Origin of the sequence: Anaerobacillus arseniciselenatis (assembly GCF_001865995.1) — a bacterium.
Classification (GTDB): domain Bacteria; phylum Bacillota; class Bacilli; order Bacillales; family Anaerobacillaceae; genus Anaerobacillus; species Anaerobacillus arseniciselenatis.
Genome location: NZ_MLQQ01000018.1, coordinates 292,000 through 307,515, shown reverse-complemented (window position 1 = coordinate 307,515; position 15,516 = coordinate 292,000). Strand labels below are relative to the sequence as shown.

Sequence of the window (15,516 nt, the reverse complement as noted above, 5' to 3'; positions counted from 1 at the left end):
GTGGTTTTCTTCCCCTATGTTTAGAATTTTTCTTTTGAACTTGATTATTAATATTCAGTACTCATCCATCTTTAAAAATAGTTGATAAAGAATAAGAAGGGCAACGTTTTCCAAAAGTGCCACAATCCCTTATGTATCATGGGTTAAAGACTTGTTACTATGGGGTAACATTTTTCGCATTTTTTGGGGTGTTTGGGTAACATTTTTCGCATGATATTTTGGTTACTTTTTTTCGCAGCGTCTTACTTTTGTTCCTTTTGAAATCCCCTATATGTGAACACCTTTAAATTGTCTGAATCAACATCAAAAACTGTTTAAGGTATGTAAGCAAAACACACCAAGAAGAAGGGGAATGATGAAAGGTGAACAACAACAAGTTTGATAATCCTGATAAGTATATTGAAAGAAGAAATTTAGTTGATGCTGATACTGGTGAAAATTTGGGGAATAAATTGATGGTATCAGATGAAACACAAGTAAACATACATTCTAAGAAACTTGATGATAGCAGAAAGGAATATTTTGATAGAAAACATAGAAAAGATTTATTTGATGAAATTGCTGAAGGTTTCACTTTCACATATATCAATAAGGTTTCAGAATTACATGAAGATGAAAGATTTACAGATGATGAAAAAGCAAGGATTATGTATTTAGGAACTTTTGTAAACTATTCGGATAAAGGAAGTATGTTAGTTGTTGCAAATGGTGAACCTATCAATAAAAAACAGTTGAAGGAACTACTTGAAATATCCAATAAAAAGAAGTTTTACAGTTTCTATACTAAATTACTTGTTGCTGAAATTATAGAAGAAGTACCAACTGAAGCTGGTATTGGTTTTAAGTGGTCTGAAGCATATCATTTTAAAGGTAAGGTTACAAAAGGTAATAGTGTTGAATCTGAACGATTCATTAAAACATATGACAAACAGATTCAGGAACTGTACCAAGCTAAAAAAGCAAATGGTAAACCAGTAAATTCATCTAAACAACTTTACACCGTTTTTATGGTGCTTCCTTTCGTACACTATGAAACTAATGTACTTTGTAAATTTCCTAATAAACCATTTTCAGAATGTGAACCATTAACGATTGATGAACTAGCTTCAAGTTTAGGTTTCAACCGTTCCAATGATTTAAAACGTAAAATGCTGAAAGTTGAACTGAAGGAACTTCCAGTATTCAGTTTTAATACCACTTCAAAGAATACACATATTACAGTAAATCCTTTTGTAGTGTGGCGACAAAATAAAATGCCTGAAGCATCTTTAATGGTTACATTCTTTGATACTGCAAAACGAATTGCTGGTAGAAAAGGAATGAAGATTGAATTGAAGGATTTAATAAAACTTCCACAATAAATAAAATGCCAAATCATTCTTCTTTTTTCTTTGCACCTGATACAGTGTTGATTATGGATTATTTAGAATCTATTTTCAGCAATGCATCAGGTGCTTTTTATTTTGTCTTTCAGAAGATGACAGCTTTTCTCTTTTGTAATTTTAGACTTGCGTCTACTGCTGAAAGTAAATTGAAAAACAACCAAGGATAAAAAATTCCTTTATCATAATTTGGTTTTTGGTCAGGTCTATTATGTCTTAAAGAAAAGTTATTTAGAACTTCAAATAAATCATTTTCGTCTTTTTTATTAAATCCTAACTTACCCGTTTTTTTAAGTTTTTCAAGAACTGCACCGACTTCTAAGATTGCACCTCTTTTGTCTGCTTCATCAGCTTTGTAATGAAAAAATTTCTTCTTCGCATCTTCTATACGTTTTTCAGAATCATCGTCATTAACAAACTCGTGTTTTTCATCTACTACTTTCTCTAATCCAGTATCAATTATTTCTCTTATGTATCCTTGAACACTAAGTTCAAACCCTTTACCATAATTATTTAATATGGTATTCATTTCTTTTCTAAATTCGTTTTTACCAGCTTCTTTATCGTATTCTCTAATTGGTTGTATTTTTACTGGTTGAGAAACGTAGTCATAAAATAGTTCCATTAAATCAAAAACATCATCTTCACGATAAAAAATTTCATCATCTATGGGAACTAAATCCCTTTTGCCAATTCTCTTAAAAACAAAAGTATCAAAGCTACCAGCAATTTTTCCTTTTATTCTATTTCCCCAAGTATCAGTGTACCCAATAAGTTCTTCAAACATTTTTTTATCACTTAATTCATAGTAAGTTTGAACAAATAATTCACTTAAATCCTTTTCATTGTATCTTTCACGTTCCCTTATATTATTTCTTTCAGAATAATATTTTTTATCACTCATTTGGCATTATCCCCTTTAATTTTTATAGGATAATTATACCAAAAAAATTATGAACAGTTAATTGGGGGGGGGGGAATTCCGTGTAGTTGCTTCAGATTATTTCATATTCGCTTAATTAACTATAACCAATTTAAATACCCTTTCACACCGTAATAACTGCATACAGTGGAAAGGGTACATATTTAATAATATTCAATCCTAATTAGAAAAGGATAATATTTTCTTTCAGGATTTTGTGTTGATTTTTTTAATAGTTCTTCAGGTATCACACGTTCATAATGTACCTTTTTAATAATTGTCTTTAGTTCAGCATTTATTCCTTCTACATCTTCTATTTGTTCAATCTTATCAATCGTTTTAATAATATCTTGTATTTTACTTTTCTCATCTTCAATTGATACAGAACTTATTTGCTTTAAAACTGTTTCACGTTGGTTATTTAAACTGGTTAATAAATCTGTTAATTCTTGTTTTTTTTCTCTTATTTCATCATGTGTGTATATACCAGCTAGTGCTAAATTTAACAGTTCCTTTTGTTGTGGTTCAATTTCTTTAATACGTTTTTCTATTTGTAATAATCGTTGATGGTGTCCTTCCTTAATTTGTGTGGTATCTTCAGCATCAAGTTTTACTAGTAATGATTCCAGTTCTGTTTTATAATTTTGCACTTTTTCAATAAACCCTTTTTCTATAAAATTCAATTTTATTCCGGCATTACAACATTTTTCACCGTTATCAAGTAGATACTCGCATTTCTTTAAAGTGTAACCAGTACCTGATTTATTATCTTTTCTTATAAACATCTTACTACCACAAACAGAACAAAAAACTAAATCTTTTAACATTGTTACTCCTGATTTAATTGCTGGTTTTTCTCTTGTAATTGCTGATTTTTCAGCACGTTCTTTTCTATCTTTATTCACTGCATCCCATTCTTCAGGTGAAACTATTGATGGATGGACGTTTTCAACTCTAATCGTATCTACTATTTCATGTGTAAACTTACCATTCTTTTTAATTCGTTTTCTATCATTAAAAATTAGTGTACCTTTATAAGTTTCATTTTTAATAATTCTTCTTACTGAAGGTAGTGAAAAATGTTTACCAGTTGCTGATTTATAACCTTCTTCATTTAAGATGTCACGGATACGGAAAGCACCTAAACCTTTAGCATGCAGTTTAAAGATATACTTAATTGTTTTTGCTTCAGGTTCATATATTTCAAGCCTTTTAGTTTTTGGGTTCCTTCTATAACCCATAGGGACACTTCCTGAAACATGTAATCCTTGCTTTGCCATTTGTATTTTATTGTTCTTTGAACGTTTTCCTATTAGCGAGTGTTCTTGTGATGCAATTAAAGAACCAAAACGAAACGTTAAAACATCATTATCATTATTTGCTAAATCAAAGACCTTTTCCGGTGTTACAATTGGTTTATCATAGTCTTTACAGTATTGTAAAACAGTTTCAGATATTAAACCGTTCCTTGATAAACGTGATAATTCAACCACTAAAATTGCATCATACTTCTCTATACTACCCAACAACTTTTGTAATTGTGGACGTTTTTCAATTTCAGAAGCACCACCTGATAATACTTCTTCAAATGCTTCATATGTGTAACCATTATTCTTTGCATAATCTGATAAAAGATTACGGTGGTTTGTTAGTGTTTCAATTCCTTCAGATTTCTTTTCTTGTGAAATTCTTAAATACATAGCAACATGTTTAATACCTTTTGAAATCATTGTTGTATTCATTGTTGTATTCATCCCTTCAAGTAAATAAACATTACTAATCTATGTATTTATTTTAACATTATAATTAAGCACATACAATAAAAAATGTAGTAGGTACGGCATAGCCTGAAGTGTGCCCGCGCAGTCCTTCGATAATTTCTAACCCTTTTGAGATTGGTGCCCGGAAATGGCCGATCCCTTCTGATAAGTCACATTGGTAAATGTAGTAAGGGCGAATACGGGCTTTCACTAAGTCGTGCATTAACTTTTTCATAATTTGCGTACTGTCATTGATCCCAGCTAAAATAACTGCCTGGTTACCAAGAGGTACTCCTACCATTGATAACATATCGCACGCTTTTTTCGCTTCATCAGTTAGTTCTAAAGAATGATTAAAATGCGTGTTTAACCAGACGGGATGATATTTCTTTAAAATATTACAAAGGTTTTCGGTAATTCGTTGTGGAAATACGACCGGCGCTCTCGTGCCGATGCGAATGATTTCCACGTGTGGGATCGCGCGCAAATTTTTCAAAATATATTCTAAAATCGTGTCGTTAATGAGAAGTCCGTCTCCTCCAGAAATGAGTACATCGCGAATTTCTGGCGTTTGGCGAATATATTCGATCGCTACATCTAATTGTTTTTTCGGAACACCCATTCCGACTTGGCCTGAAAAACGGCGCCTTGTGCAATATCGACAGTACATCGAACATTGGTTCGTTACTAAAAATAACACTCGATCTGGATAGCGGTGTGTAAGACCTGGAACCGGGGAGTCTTCATCTTCGTGTAACGGATCTTCTAAGTCGTACTTCGTTTTATGAATTTCTGCCGATAATGGTACGGACTGCATACGGATCGGACAACGTGGATCATCAGGATTCATTAATGAAGCATAATAAGGTGTAATATTTAAGGGAATTGTTTTTGTTGAAATCCTGACTCCTTCTTCTTCGTCCGGGGTTAAGTTGACGACTTTCTTCAAATCATCTAACGTTCGGATTGTATTCGTCAGTTGCCACATCCAATCGTTCCACTTCTCTTCAGGAACATCTTTCCATAGTTCGATTTCTTTGTAATGACGTCTTAATTTTCCGCTCTCTGTGTTCATGTAGCTTCACCTCTGTTGGAAAGATTTTGTTATGAGCTTCTTTAATACGCTGTAAAAGAATTTACTAATATAAATGCAAAATCGATACCAACTTTTAAAAAATGGAAAAAATATTGAATAATATTTTTGGGTTTTAGGAATAAACTTAGAAGTTAACAAGATACTGGTTATAAAAATAGTTTTTTTAAAGAGAAATTGGTCTTTTGGACAACTCGACTTTAATTTTCACACAAAAAACGGGCTAGTTAAGACTTGTCCTATCTATTCATTTATAAAAACGCAAAAAAACTGGCAGCAAATAATTTTTCAGCGGTGCCAGTTTTTTTGCGTTATTTCCGAATTTGATATTTATGCAATTTATATTGCAGCGCTTGGCGTTTGACCCCCAACGCATTAGCTGTTTTACTAATATTTCTGTTGCATTCGTTAAAAACTCGGATAATCGTATCACGTTCAAATTTTTCTATTAAATGGGGTAAGGACATATTTGCAGTTGTCGCTATAAACCTTGTTGGACCTTCAACTTGAGGAAAGTGAGATCGTTCAGAAACACTTGTTGGTAGGTGATCTTTTTCAATTGTTTCGTAATGATAGTCGATAATATTGAATGCTCTTTCGATTGCATGGCTTAATTCACGGATGTTCCCTGGCCAATCATACTGCAGTAAATGTTGGAGGGCATCATCACTGATGTTTTTTACATTCGTCATAAATGTATCATTAAACTTTCTTATGAAATGCTCTACGAGTATCGGTATATCTGCTTTCCGTTCCTTGAGGGTTGGTAGTTCAATATGCAATACATTTAGGCGAAAATAAAGATCGGAGCGTAAAACCTTTTGTTGCAATGCTTGTTCTGGAGGTATGTTCATCGCAGTAATAATCCGAACATCCATTTCTTTTTCTGTTTTTCCGCCGATCCTTCTTATTTTTCGGTCTTGCAAGACGCGCAGTAATTTTGCTTGTAATAACAAGTCGAGGCTATTTAATTCATCTAAAAAGAGCGTGCCTCCGTTCGCTTGTTCAAAAATCCCTTGCTTGTCAACGGCCCCCGTGAATGCCCCCTTCGTCGTTCCGAACATTAGCCCTTCCATTAATTCTTTCGGAACGGCTGCACAGTTCAAGGCGATGAACGGTTGGGGACGGCGACTACTTGCATTATGAATGCTTTGGGCAACTAACTCCTTCCCTGTTCCAGTAGCTCCGTATATTAAAACTGGGGATGTCGTTCGCGCAGCTTTTTTTGCAATAGCTATCGCGTGCCGAAAATTTGTGCTATCCCCAATTAAATCAGAAAAATGATAGACCGCTGTACTTGGAGAAATCCGTTCTTTTTTCTTCGTATCAAAAAGCTGTTTCCGCAATTCAAGTGTCTGATCATACATTCGAACGACCCGCGTAATATCTTTGGCGGTTTCTACCGCTCCAATAATCTCACCGTCTTCATACAAAGGATAAGTACTATTAATCGTCGTGATATGTTTTCCTTTCATATTTACATATGTTTGCATTACTTCGACCGTTTCGATCCCTTTTTTTAACGCTAAGTTTATCGTACTCGTTTCTACAGTAAGTGAAGGATAAAGTTGAAAAATCGTTTTGCCGATGACATGATTTTGTTCTAGTCCGTCAATAATCGCCATCGTTTCATTATAATAAACCGTCATCCCCTGTTTATCAACGACATGAACACCGACATTGACCATGTTTAAAATCGCTTCAAAATGTGCAGACCACCGCAAATCGCATCACTCTCCTTGCCATGTTTATTTAAAGCTATTTTGGCTAGGACTCTTTATTAGTGATTATATGCTGCTGGTGCAATCTTTTTCTAAATTTTTCGGTGGTTTGTTAACGTATGTTCGTCCCACGAAATTAGGCACAACAGTAAGGCCTAAAAGACATAAGCTAATATCGAGCTTAGTATGTTGTTCACGCCCTATTGCATAGCGCTAACTTAGGAGATTATAATTTTAAAAATTAGGAGACTAAGATGTTTTATTATCCGTACAATTGGAACCATTACTATCATTATTTTGGCTATCCTGTTGAAAATGACAGGCGCTTAACAGATTATTATACATTTCCACACTACAAAAAATTTGATCCATATAAGGTGGAGTTACCGAAATTTCATACTGTCAATGACAAGTCGCGCCATTGCCATCAACAATGTTTGGCAGCCGGGTTTATTCCAGGTACGTTTGCCTGGAACTATTGTATGCAAGGGTGTAACGCGCTAATGGGATCTTTGTTAGATGACCCAACATTTCTTGAAGATATGATGGAAGAGTAATAAATATTAGTAGTGTTCGCCGCTTACAACTGTATTCATTAACAAAAGGGAACGACCCAGCTTTGGTCGTTCCCTTTAAGGCGCTCGAAATTACATTTAGATTGATAGGGCTCAATTTAGTTGACTATGAAGTTTATTCAACTACTAAATATATGAACCGGAGTTTGTAAAGGTAACGTATCATAAAGCCATTTAACATCAGCGTTATGCATGCGAATACAGCCCAGACTAACATAATTGCCAATCGATGAAGGGTTATTTGTCCCATGAATGCCGTAAATAAATCCGTTTGTACCAGGAACGTTTAATCCGAGCCAATGGCTTCCTAATGGGTTTTCAGGGGCGCCGCCACGAATGTTTTCAGGATTATACCAAGGCTTTTCTACTTTATTAACGATTTTGAAACTTCCTTCTGGTGTTAATGACTGATCTTTCCCTGTGCCTACTGAAAATTTCCTCACAACTTTACTATTATAATAAACGGTTAGGATATTTTTACTTTTATCAACTTTTACTTCGTAACCTTTACTAGATTGAGCCTCTAAGATAGATAGTTCAGGAATTTTTAATACCATCCCGGCTTTCATATCTGTAGAAGGGTCTTTAATTCCGTTATATAGGGCAAGTAATTCCTGATAGTTAGCTGAAGGGTAGTAGGTATTTGTAATTCTAAACAACGTCTCCCCTCTTTTAATTTCATGGTAACGCATGAGGGGGTCCGGAATTTTAAGCTTCATTCCCGCTTTGATATCTGTTGACGGATCTTTTATGTTGTTATATTCAGCTAATTTTTTTTGATAATCACTATTTATGTAATATTTCATCGTAATGCTATACAATGTTTCTTGCGGTTGAACTTCATGGACAATGACGACCTTAGTGTTGTCGTTGCTATTTGCTTGATTTTTTTCTGAAATCAATTTCTCTTCTTCTAGCGGTACGTTAGAAGTTGGAGGATCTTCAGTTGAATTATTGACGACAGAATTTTTTTCTCTCGGTTGTTCTTGTTTTCCCTCACGCTCTGTTGTTGGAGCGTTACCTTGCACTTCTTTTTCTCTCTCAGCCTGCTTCGTATTTTTATCACGTTCTTTGCGTTCTTCTCCAATATCCTCTTCGCTTTCTTCAGAAAATTCTCGCTCCGCATCCTTGACTTCATCGTATGTTTCTTCATCATGAGCTTCGTTTGTACCACTCGAAACTTTGGTCACATCTATTTGTTGCTCATCCTGTATTGACAGTTCTTGTACTGTAACCCCTTTCGTTTCAGTTTTCATCGGTATTTGCTCTTTCAATTCTGAACTAGACGTTGGCATTACCATTGCCGAAACTAAACCTAAGCTAAATACAATCGCCATTGAAAAAATAATGATACCTACTACTACTACTTTATTCGTAGTTTTATGGCGTTTGGAGCGAGGCTTTAAATCATGATGTTCATTAGATTGATTTGACACGTTCTCACCCTTCTCTTCTTCGTTTATAGCAATTTTACAATAGCAAATTGCTCGGGAAAATTCTTCCCATTTTGACAAAACAGGACTCTATATGAAAAAAATACATCTTAATCTCTATTTAATATTTATAAAAAGTTTCCTAGTTTGGACAAAAAGAACTAGATGTAAATGAGGATATGTCTCTAAACTAAAAAACTGTGATAGTATAGTAGAAAGTGTCTGAACGTAATTTTTACAGAAATTTCCGAACGTGAAAGCCCATCTCCTTCAGGTATGGGAGTATCAGAATTTATTTAGAAAGAGGCCGCCAACAATGCTAAGCGAAAAGTCACATCGATGGATTGTGTTATTAGGTGCTATTAGTTACTTAATGACGATTTTATTTTTAATAGAAAACTTTTTTCATAACGAAACTTTACAGTTTACATATAGTGTTTTCGGAGCGATTTTGCTAGTGAGTGCCCTTTTATTTATTTCAAATGTTAATCGGGTGATCGTAGTGACGCTTCTTCTTATCGGGAGTGTTTGTTTTTATATTGAGGGAGCGGCGGTAACGACGGCAATCACTGGCTTTGGGGCCAATACGAATATTCTTTCGTTATTTTTACTAATCCCGCTCATTGGAACTTTTATGTCAACGGCGGGTTATTTGTTAGTGCTGAAAGAAAAAGTGCAAGAAAAAGAACGAAAAGGCAGACAACACCCATATCGTCTCTCTTATTTTTTAACAGCGACGATTGGGATTATATTAAACTACGGTTCAATTGCGATTGTAAAACAAATCGCTGAGGAGAGTTTTTCGAGTTTTAAAGACAAGAAGTTGACGTTAAATATTATGCGAGCTTTTGGCTTTTGTATGCTTTGGTCGCCGTACTTTGTCAATGTCGGTCTTATTTTAGTTTTATTTGATTTATCGTGGTTTGATATTGGATTTTACGGCTTTATTTTAGCGGTTATTTCCGTAATAATCTCTTGGTTAATGTTTCGAAAAATATCATTTGCAGATGACACGACTGTTGAAAAGACAGATAGTGCGACTAGTCAGCAATCTCGCCAATCACTCGTACCTTTTATTGTATTTTGTGTCGTTTTAATCTCTTTATCTTTTATTCTCGATTATTTACTAGACGTAAATATGCTTACTGTTGTTTCGCTACTAGCGTTAATTTTTCCGTTCGTTTGGGGAATACTCACGAAAATAGTGAAATCGTATATTCATGACGTTGTTACTTTAGTAGAAAACTCTTTCCTTCGATTAAAAAACGAACTAGCCATCTTTATTTCTGCGGGATATTTTGGGGTAGCTTTAGCGCAAACAGAGTTTGGTGCAACCATTTCAGCGGTGTTATTTGACGTTTCGTTCGGCTCTATTTATTTATTAAGTTTTCTCATCGTCTTTTTAGCGATCGTGCTGGCACAAATTGGTATTCACCCGATCATTATCGTGATTGGCATTGGCAGCTCGCTTTCCCCTGAAAATTTTGATGTTAGTCCAGTATATATGGCGTTAGTGTTACTGATCGCCTGGGCGAGTTCAACACAAATGTCACCATTTTCAGGTCAAGTATTGTTAGCTTCGAATTTAATTAAACAATCGCCAACAGAGCTTGTGAAACAAAACTATCAATTTGCGTTAATATTAGCGGTCGTTTTAACGACTGTCATTTATGGTTTTCTTTTGGTTGGGTGGATTTAAAAAAGGAGCATAATCTTCTCTATAATAAAATGAAGTCTCTCTTTCATTAACGCTGTTTTCGTTTTAATTGTTGCTTTTCAAATTAACTGATATCCCTTGTAATTTCAAGGGTTGGCATCTTTTCGTTTTCTGTAACAACAATAATCCCATAAAAACAAGTCATTGATTAACCTAATTTATAGTAAAAGCAACAATCTTTACGAAAAGAGCCTTCATTAAAGAAAACCACCATTAAGGATCTTAAACCTTAAGGTGGTTTTCTGCTATTAAACTTTAAATTTTGATATCGTAGATTGAAGATTTTGTGATAGTTCAGCAAGACCTTCACTATTTTTTGAGATTTCTTCCATTGATGCCGTTTGCTCTTCAATAGACGCGGAAACTTCTTCTGTAGAAGCTGAATTTTCTTCAGCAATGGCAGAAAGACCTTGAAGGGCATTAATGATCTCTTCTTTCATTTTATTCATTTCATCCCCTGATGTATTTAACTTCTCAACAGCTTCTTCAGAAACTTTTATGGCATCAGTGATTTGTAAATATTTCTCTCTATTTAGCTGAACGCTTTGATTCTGTTGTTCAATAATAGCTCCAACACTTTCCATCGTTTCCACTGCTTGTTTTGAATTTGTTTGTAATTGTTGAACAACTTCATCAATCGTTTTTGTGGACATTGTCGATTGTTCAGCTAGTTTTCTAATTTCATCAGCGACAACTGCAAATCCTTTTCCAGCTTCTCCTGCTCTCGCAGCTTCAATCGCAGCATTTAATGCTAATAAGTTGGTTTGATCAGCAATATTCGCTATTACACTACTAGCTTCTCCAATAGATTGCGAACTTTGATTTGTTTTTAAAATTCCTTCATAAACATGTCTAGCAGCTTCACTACTTTCAGCTATAATGCTCGTTAACGTTTCAATCTCAGTTAAGCCTTCTTTTGCAACGATTCCTACTTTTTCAGAAGCACTATTTAAACTTTGTAAATACTCTTGATTATTTTCGACAGTTTCTCCTAATAAATAAGCCTTTTGTGAACCTTCCTCAGTACTTCTTGCTTGTTCAGATGCCCCATTAGCGATCTCTTCAACAGTCTTGGCTACTTCTGTCGCCGATGCTGCTGATTGTTGTGAAGTAGCTGATAATTCTTCAGATGAGGCTGCTACTTGGTCAGAGGAGTGAGCGACGTCATGAATAATATTTCTAAGGCTTGTCACGATTGTTTGCATCGCTTTTGATAATTGGCCAATTTCATCTTTTCTTTCAAGGAAGCTTTCATTTACATCCTCACTAAGATCTAAGTTTGCAATTTTCTCAGAATGATTGATCGTAAGGATAATTGGTTTTGTTATAGAGTTTCCGATAATAAAACTAACGATGATACTTATTGCTAAAACAATCAACGTTATGATGAATAATGCCCTTTGTAATCCCGGAAGTGCCCCTAATACTTCATCTTCAACTGCGGTTATGACAATTTTCCAATCTGTACCTGGTATTTGTGCAAACCCAGCATAAAGGTTGTTTCCATCATACGAATATGAATTTACACCGTTATCTTCTTCAAGCATCGTTGTGAACAAGCTTGCCACTGATTTTTGAGAATCGTCATTCTTTGCTTCTTCAATCGGATTGAATTCATTTAAAACCATTTCTCTATCATGGTGGGCGATAACAGTCCCAGCACCGTTAATCATATATGCATAACCATGCTCTCCATAATGAATTTCGTCAGTAATTTGACTTAAGGCATTTCCGTCGCGTCTTCCTATTAAGACCCCTATAACTCGGCCATTATTTTCAATGGGAACTGCATACATAAGTACCGGGTCGTTTGTCACACGACTAATAATCAAATTTGACACATTACTTTCTCCATCAAATGCTCTTTGTACATAGTCTCTATCACCTAGTTCTGCGGTGGTACCATCTTCATAATAAGCAGTCCCATTTGGGTGAACAACTGCAAGTGCGAGGAAGCTCGTATTCCCAATTTGTCGCCTTAAAGTCAACGCTTGTTCTGCGGCATTCATTCTTTCAATATCTGATCTATTTGCAATCATTTCTAATGTTAGCAATTGGGTTTCAATTCTACTTTCTGTTAGCCTAGACCCTTCATAAGCAATCGCTTCCAATGCTTGTTCAGCTTCATCTTGGATAGCTTGACTAGATAGGTAATAGGAAATAGAACCTAAAATGATAGATATTAGGACAATTAAAACTGAAAAATACGTTATTAATTTTGTTTTGATACTTCTCATATCTCGTCTCCTTTTAAATATTGTTCTGTTATTTATTTACTATCACGTTTGTACTATTTTTGAAAAAAAGTCATTAGCCAACATTTTTCAACAATACCTTTCTATAGTAACATAGTAGGATAAAATTACTATATATTAAACTGATTTTTATGAAATATTATAATTTTTTTAAATCAATGAATTTCATAATTCATTATTCTCGCCAATATATAGTTGCGTAATGTGTCTCATTTTTGGTAATTATAAATTATACAATTCACTCAAATAAATAAAAAGACGGACATTTTTCTGCCCGTCTCGTAAAAATTAACAGTAAAGGAACTATAATCCAACTGTTTTAATATTCCCATTTTGTGATGTATTACTATCTTCGGCAATCATTAATTTTACTACAAATGTCGTTCCTTCCCCTACCTTGCTACTTACGTTAATCGATCCTCCTAAATCTTCAATGATCATGTAACACATCGGTAAACCTAAACCTGTACCAGTTTCTTTCGTTGTAAAAAATGGCTTGTTAATCGTTGCCAATGTTTCTTCATCCATACCAATGCCTGTATCAGTAAATGCTATTTCTACCGCATTGTCTTGTTCTACAAATTTCGTTGCAATTGTAATACTGCCACCATCTGGCATCGCTTCAAAAGCATTTTTTATCATATTAATAAACACTTGTTTCAATTTACTTGTGTAAGTAAAAAATGACGGTATTTGTGTATCTAATTTTTTAATGATTTTAATATTATTCATTGATTCTTGACCATCATAAAGTAAAGTAATGTCGCTAATAAGATTGTTTAAGTTTGATAGTACATATTGGTTGTCGCCGTTTGGTTTAGCAATATCCATCAAGTCCCCGACAATCCCATTGATCCGATCTATTTCTTGAAGGATGACTGAATAATATCTTTTTTCAAAATCAGTGGCATTTTCTTTAACATCCATTAGCTGAATAAAACCACGAATCGTCGTTAGCGGATTGCGAATTTCGTGAGCGAAACTTGCTGACAGTTCGCCGATTACCCTCAATTTTTCAGTACGAATCATTTCTTTTTCCATTAATTTTTTTTCAGTTAAATCACTAAATACTACTAATATTTCAGCTTCATTTTGCTGGGCCTTTTTAGGAAGTGCTGTCATATTCAATAAAAAGCTTATCGCTTGTTCACTCTCCGGACACTGACATTCTAGTTCTATTGAATTCGGTACTTCCTCTATTTTTTCGATTAAATTTGAGTCAATAACGAAAGCATTAAATTTCTCGCTATATTGACATACTTCATTCACATGCTTAAATATGACATCGCGTTTGCTAATCTCAAATAATTTTTCACACGTTTTATTAAATGTTGTAATCCGCATTGTGCTTTTATCGATAGCAAAAACACCATTCTCGGTCGTCTCTAAAATTAAAGTTGATTTTTTATGTATTCTTTCTCGGTCTTGTAATTTTTCGACCATATCATTGAATTGATTGCTTAACAAATTGATTTCAGAATAAGATTGGACTTCAATCGGTGTAAATTGCTTCCCATTCGTTAAATCAGTAGTAGCAGAAACTAATTTTTCAATTGGACGTACTAAATACTTCGAAAACTTAATAATTGCTAAAAGTGTAACAATGAACACGAGACCAAAAATAATAATGTAATTTAACAATAATTTATTTAGGGGTGCGAAAAGTTCATCTTGCGGAACTGAAATGCCAACGTACCAGTAATTATTAAACCCCGGAATTTGACCGATATGGGAGTACGCACTCACTTCATTGGTTATTTCATTAAAACAAAGTGACTTTTCTTCCTTTTTTTCGATTAAATGTTCTATATCGATATTCTGTTCGTCAAAGTAGTTTGCTGATAATATTTTACTAGAATCTGGATGAACGATGATATCTCCTTTTTCATTAAAAAGAAAAGCAATACCGTTTGCACTCATTTGACTTTGAAAATCAGTAAACTCGTATAAACGAGACCAAAATCTATCGAAATGTATAGAAGGACTAACAGCTCCAATAATATTACTATCTTCATCTTTTACAGGCGCTCCGGTAACTAAAATCGGCAAATTTAAAACAGGAGAGAGATAAACATCTGAAAAATACGTTTCACCATTCATTGTTTGCTGAAACCATTGGCGATTATTAAAATCATTTCCTTCTACGACACCATCTAAGATGTCCACTTTGACGATTCCTGATTGATCGACGTAAATAGCGTCATTGTAAATAGAGTGGTATTCGATAAATTTTTCAATCTCGTTTCGTATTTCTTCTCTCGAAGAATTAGGATCTTTCAAAATCGTATTTTCTGCTAAGTAGTTAACATCTTTAATCGTTTCTAAAATAAGTTCCTCTACATTTAAGGCTAAGATATCCGTATACATAAAAAAAGATTGCTCGATCTGTTCGGTTATCGCCGTTTTTTTAGATTCATATGAAACATACCCGACAACAAAAAGTGATAAAAAGGTGGTAAATAATACGAAAAATAATAGTTTTGCTCGGAGTGTCTTAAACATTTTTAACTACCTTCTTTACATGAATTGTTTAAAAACGTTGATTTATGTATATGACACATTCTACCATACGACAAATGTAGAATAATGTTAAAATATGTTTTGTGTATTTTCTTCACAAATTCGTCATATATTTACACTCGTTTCACATATCCGCCT

At 34.2% G+C, this 15,516-nt stretch carries 9 protein-coding genes and 1 pseudogene; 3 read left to right on the top strand and 7 right to left on the bottom strand.

Annotation, left to right across the window (positions count from 1 at the left end; genetic code table 11):
* Positions 1 to 362 precede the first annotated feature (362 nt).
* Positions 363 to 1,361, top strand: a complete 999-nt coding sequence (locus BKP35_RS10380; RefSeq protein WP_071313266.1) for a hypothetical protein — start codon at positions 363 to 365, stop codon at positions 1,359 to 1,361.
* 109 nt (positions 1,362 to 1,470) lie between these two features.
* Here the strand turns inward: BKP35_RS10380 and BKP35_RS10375 are convergent, their stop codons facing one another.
* The 4 genes and pseudogenes from BKP35_RS10375 to BKP35_RS10360 form a co-directional block, all read right to left on the bottom strand.
* Positions 1,471 to 2,286 carry a hypothetical protein gene (locus tag BKP35_RS10375; protein ID WP_071313265.1) on the bottom strand — a complete coding sequence of 272 codons (816 nt, stop codon included), beginning with the start codon at positions 2,284 to 2,286 and terminating at the stop codon, positions 1,471 to 1,473.
* Between the two features lie 182 nt (positions 2,287 to 2,468).
* Positions 2,469 to 4,046 (bottom strand): recombinase family protein, encoded by a 1,578-nt coding sequence (locus BKP35_RS10370; RefSeq protein WP_071313264.1) that lies wholly within the window; start codon positions 4,044 to 4,046, stop codon positions 2,469 to 2,471.
* 67 nt (positions 4,047 to 4,113) lie between these two features.
* Positions 4,114 to 5,139 (bottom strand): annotated as a pseudogene (gene kamA, locus BKP35_RS10365) (lysine 2,3-aminomutase); the annotation flags it as partial.
* Between the two features lie 329 nt (positions 5,140 to 5,468).
* Positions 5,469 to 6,881 carry a sigma-54 interaction domain-containing protein gene (locus tag BKP35_RS10360; RefSeq protein ID WP_245741937.1) on the bottom strand — a complete coding sequence of 471 codons (1,413 nt, stop codon included), beginning with the start codon at positions 6,879 to 6,881 and terminating at the stop codon, positions 5,469 to 5,471.
* A 251-nt stretch (positions 6,882 to 7,132) separates the two neighbouring features.
* Between BKP35_RS10360 and BKP35_RS10355 the strand changes: the two genes are divergently transcribed.
* Entirely contained in the window at positions 7,133 to 7,435 is a 303-nt protein-coding gene (locus BKP35_RS10355; RefSeq protein WP_071313263.1) for a hypothetical protein, read from the top strand.
* A gap of 137 nt (positions 7,436 to 7,572) precedes the next feature.
* Here the strand turns inward: BKP35_RS10355 and BKP35_RS18945 are convergent, their stop codons facing one another.
* The gene (locus tag BKP35_RS18945; protein WP_084031579.1) at positions 7,573 to 8,889 is read right to left on the bottom strand and encodes a L,D-transpeptidase family protein; all 1,317 of its coding nucleotides are present in this window, start codon (positions 8,887 to 8,889) and stop codon (positions 7,573 to 7,575) included.
* 313 nt (positions 8,890 to 9,202) lie between these two features.
* On the opposite strand from BKP35_RS18945, the gene BKP35_RS10345 reads away from it, so the two are divergent.
* Positions 9,203 to 10,585 carry a hypothetical protein gene (locus tag BKP35_RS10345; protein WP_139192839.1) on the top strand — a complete coding sequence of 461 codons (1,383 nt, stop codon included), beginning with the start codon at positions 9,203 to 9,205 and terminating at the stop codon, positions 10,583 to 10,585.
* A 266-nt stretch (positions 10,586 to 10,851) separates the two neighbouring features.
* Here BKP35_RS10345 and BKP35_RS10340 read toward each other — a convergent pair whose 3' ends face one another.
* Both BKP35_RS10340 and BKP35_RS10335 read right to left on the bottom strand, forming a co-directional pair.
* Positions 10,852 to 12,840, bottom strand: a complete 1,989-nt coding sequence (locus BKP35_RS10340) for a methyl-accepting chemotaxis protein (RefSeq protein ID WP_071313262.1) — start codon at positions 12,838 to 12,840, stop codon at positions 10,852 to 10,854.
* Between the two features lie 321 nt (positions 12,841 to 13,161).
* Complete coding sequence (locus BKP35_RS10335; protein WP_071313261.1) at positions 13,162 to 15,360, bottom strand: PAS domain-containing sensor histidine kinase; 2,199 nt, start codon at positions 15,358 to 15,360, stop codon at positions 13,162 to 13,164.
* Positions 15,361 to 15,516 lie beyond the last annotated feature (156 nt).

Bases quoted from the DNA above. Each gene is read 5' to 3' on its own strand.
- BKP35_RS10355 (WP_071313263.1), top strand. From the start codon at position 7,133: ATGTTTTATTATCCGTACAATTGGAACCATTACTATCATTATTTTGGC.
- BKP35_RS10340 (WP_071313262.1), bottom strand. From the start codon at position 12,840: ATGAGAAGTATCAAAACAAAATTAATAACGTATTTTTCAGTTTTAATT.
- BKP35_RS10335 (WP_071313261.1), bottom strand. From the start codon at position 15,360: ATGTTTAAGACACTCCGAGCAAAACTATTATTTTTCGTATTATTTACC.
- BKP35_RS10375 (WP_071313265.1), bottom strand. From the start codon at position 2,286: ATGAGTGATAAAAAATATTATTCTGAAAGAAATAATATAAGGGAACGT.
- BKP35_RS10345 (WP_139192839.1), top strand. From the start codon at position 9,203: ATGCTAAGCGAAAAGTCACATCGATGGATTGTGTTATTAGGTGCTATT.
- BKP35_RS10370 (WP_071313264.1), bottom strand. From the start codon at position 4,046: ATGAATACAACAATGATTTCAAAAGGTATTAAACATGTTGCTATGTAT.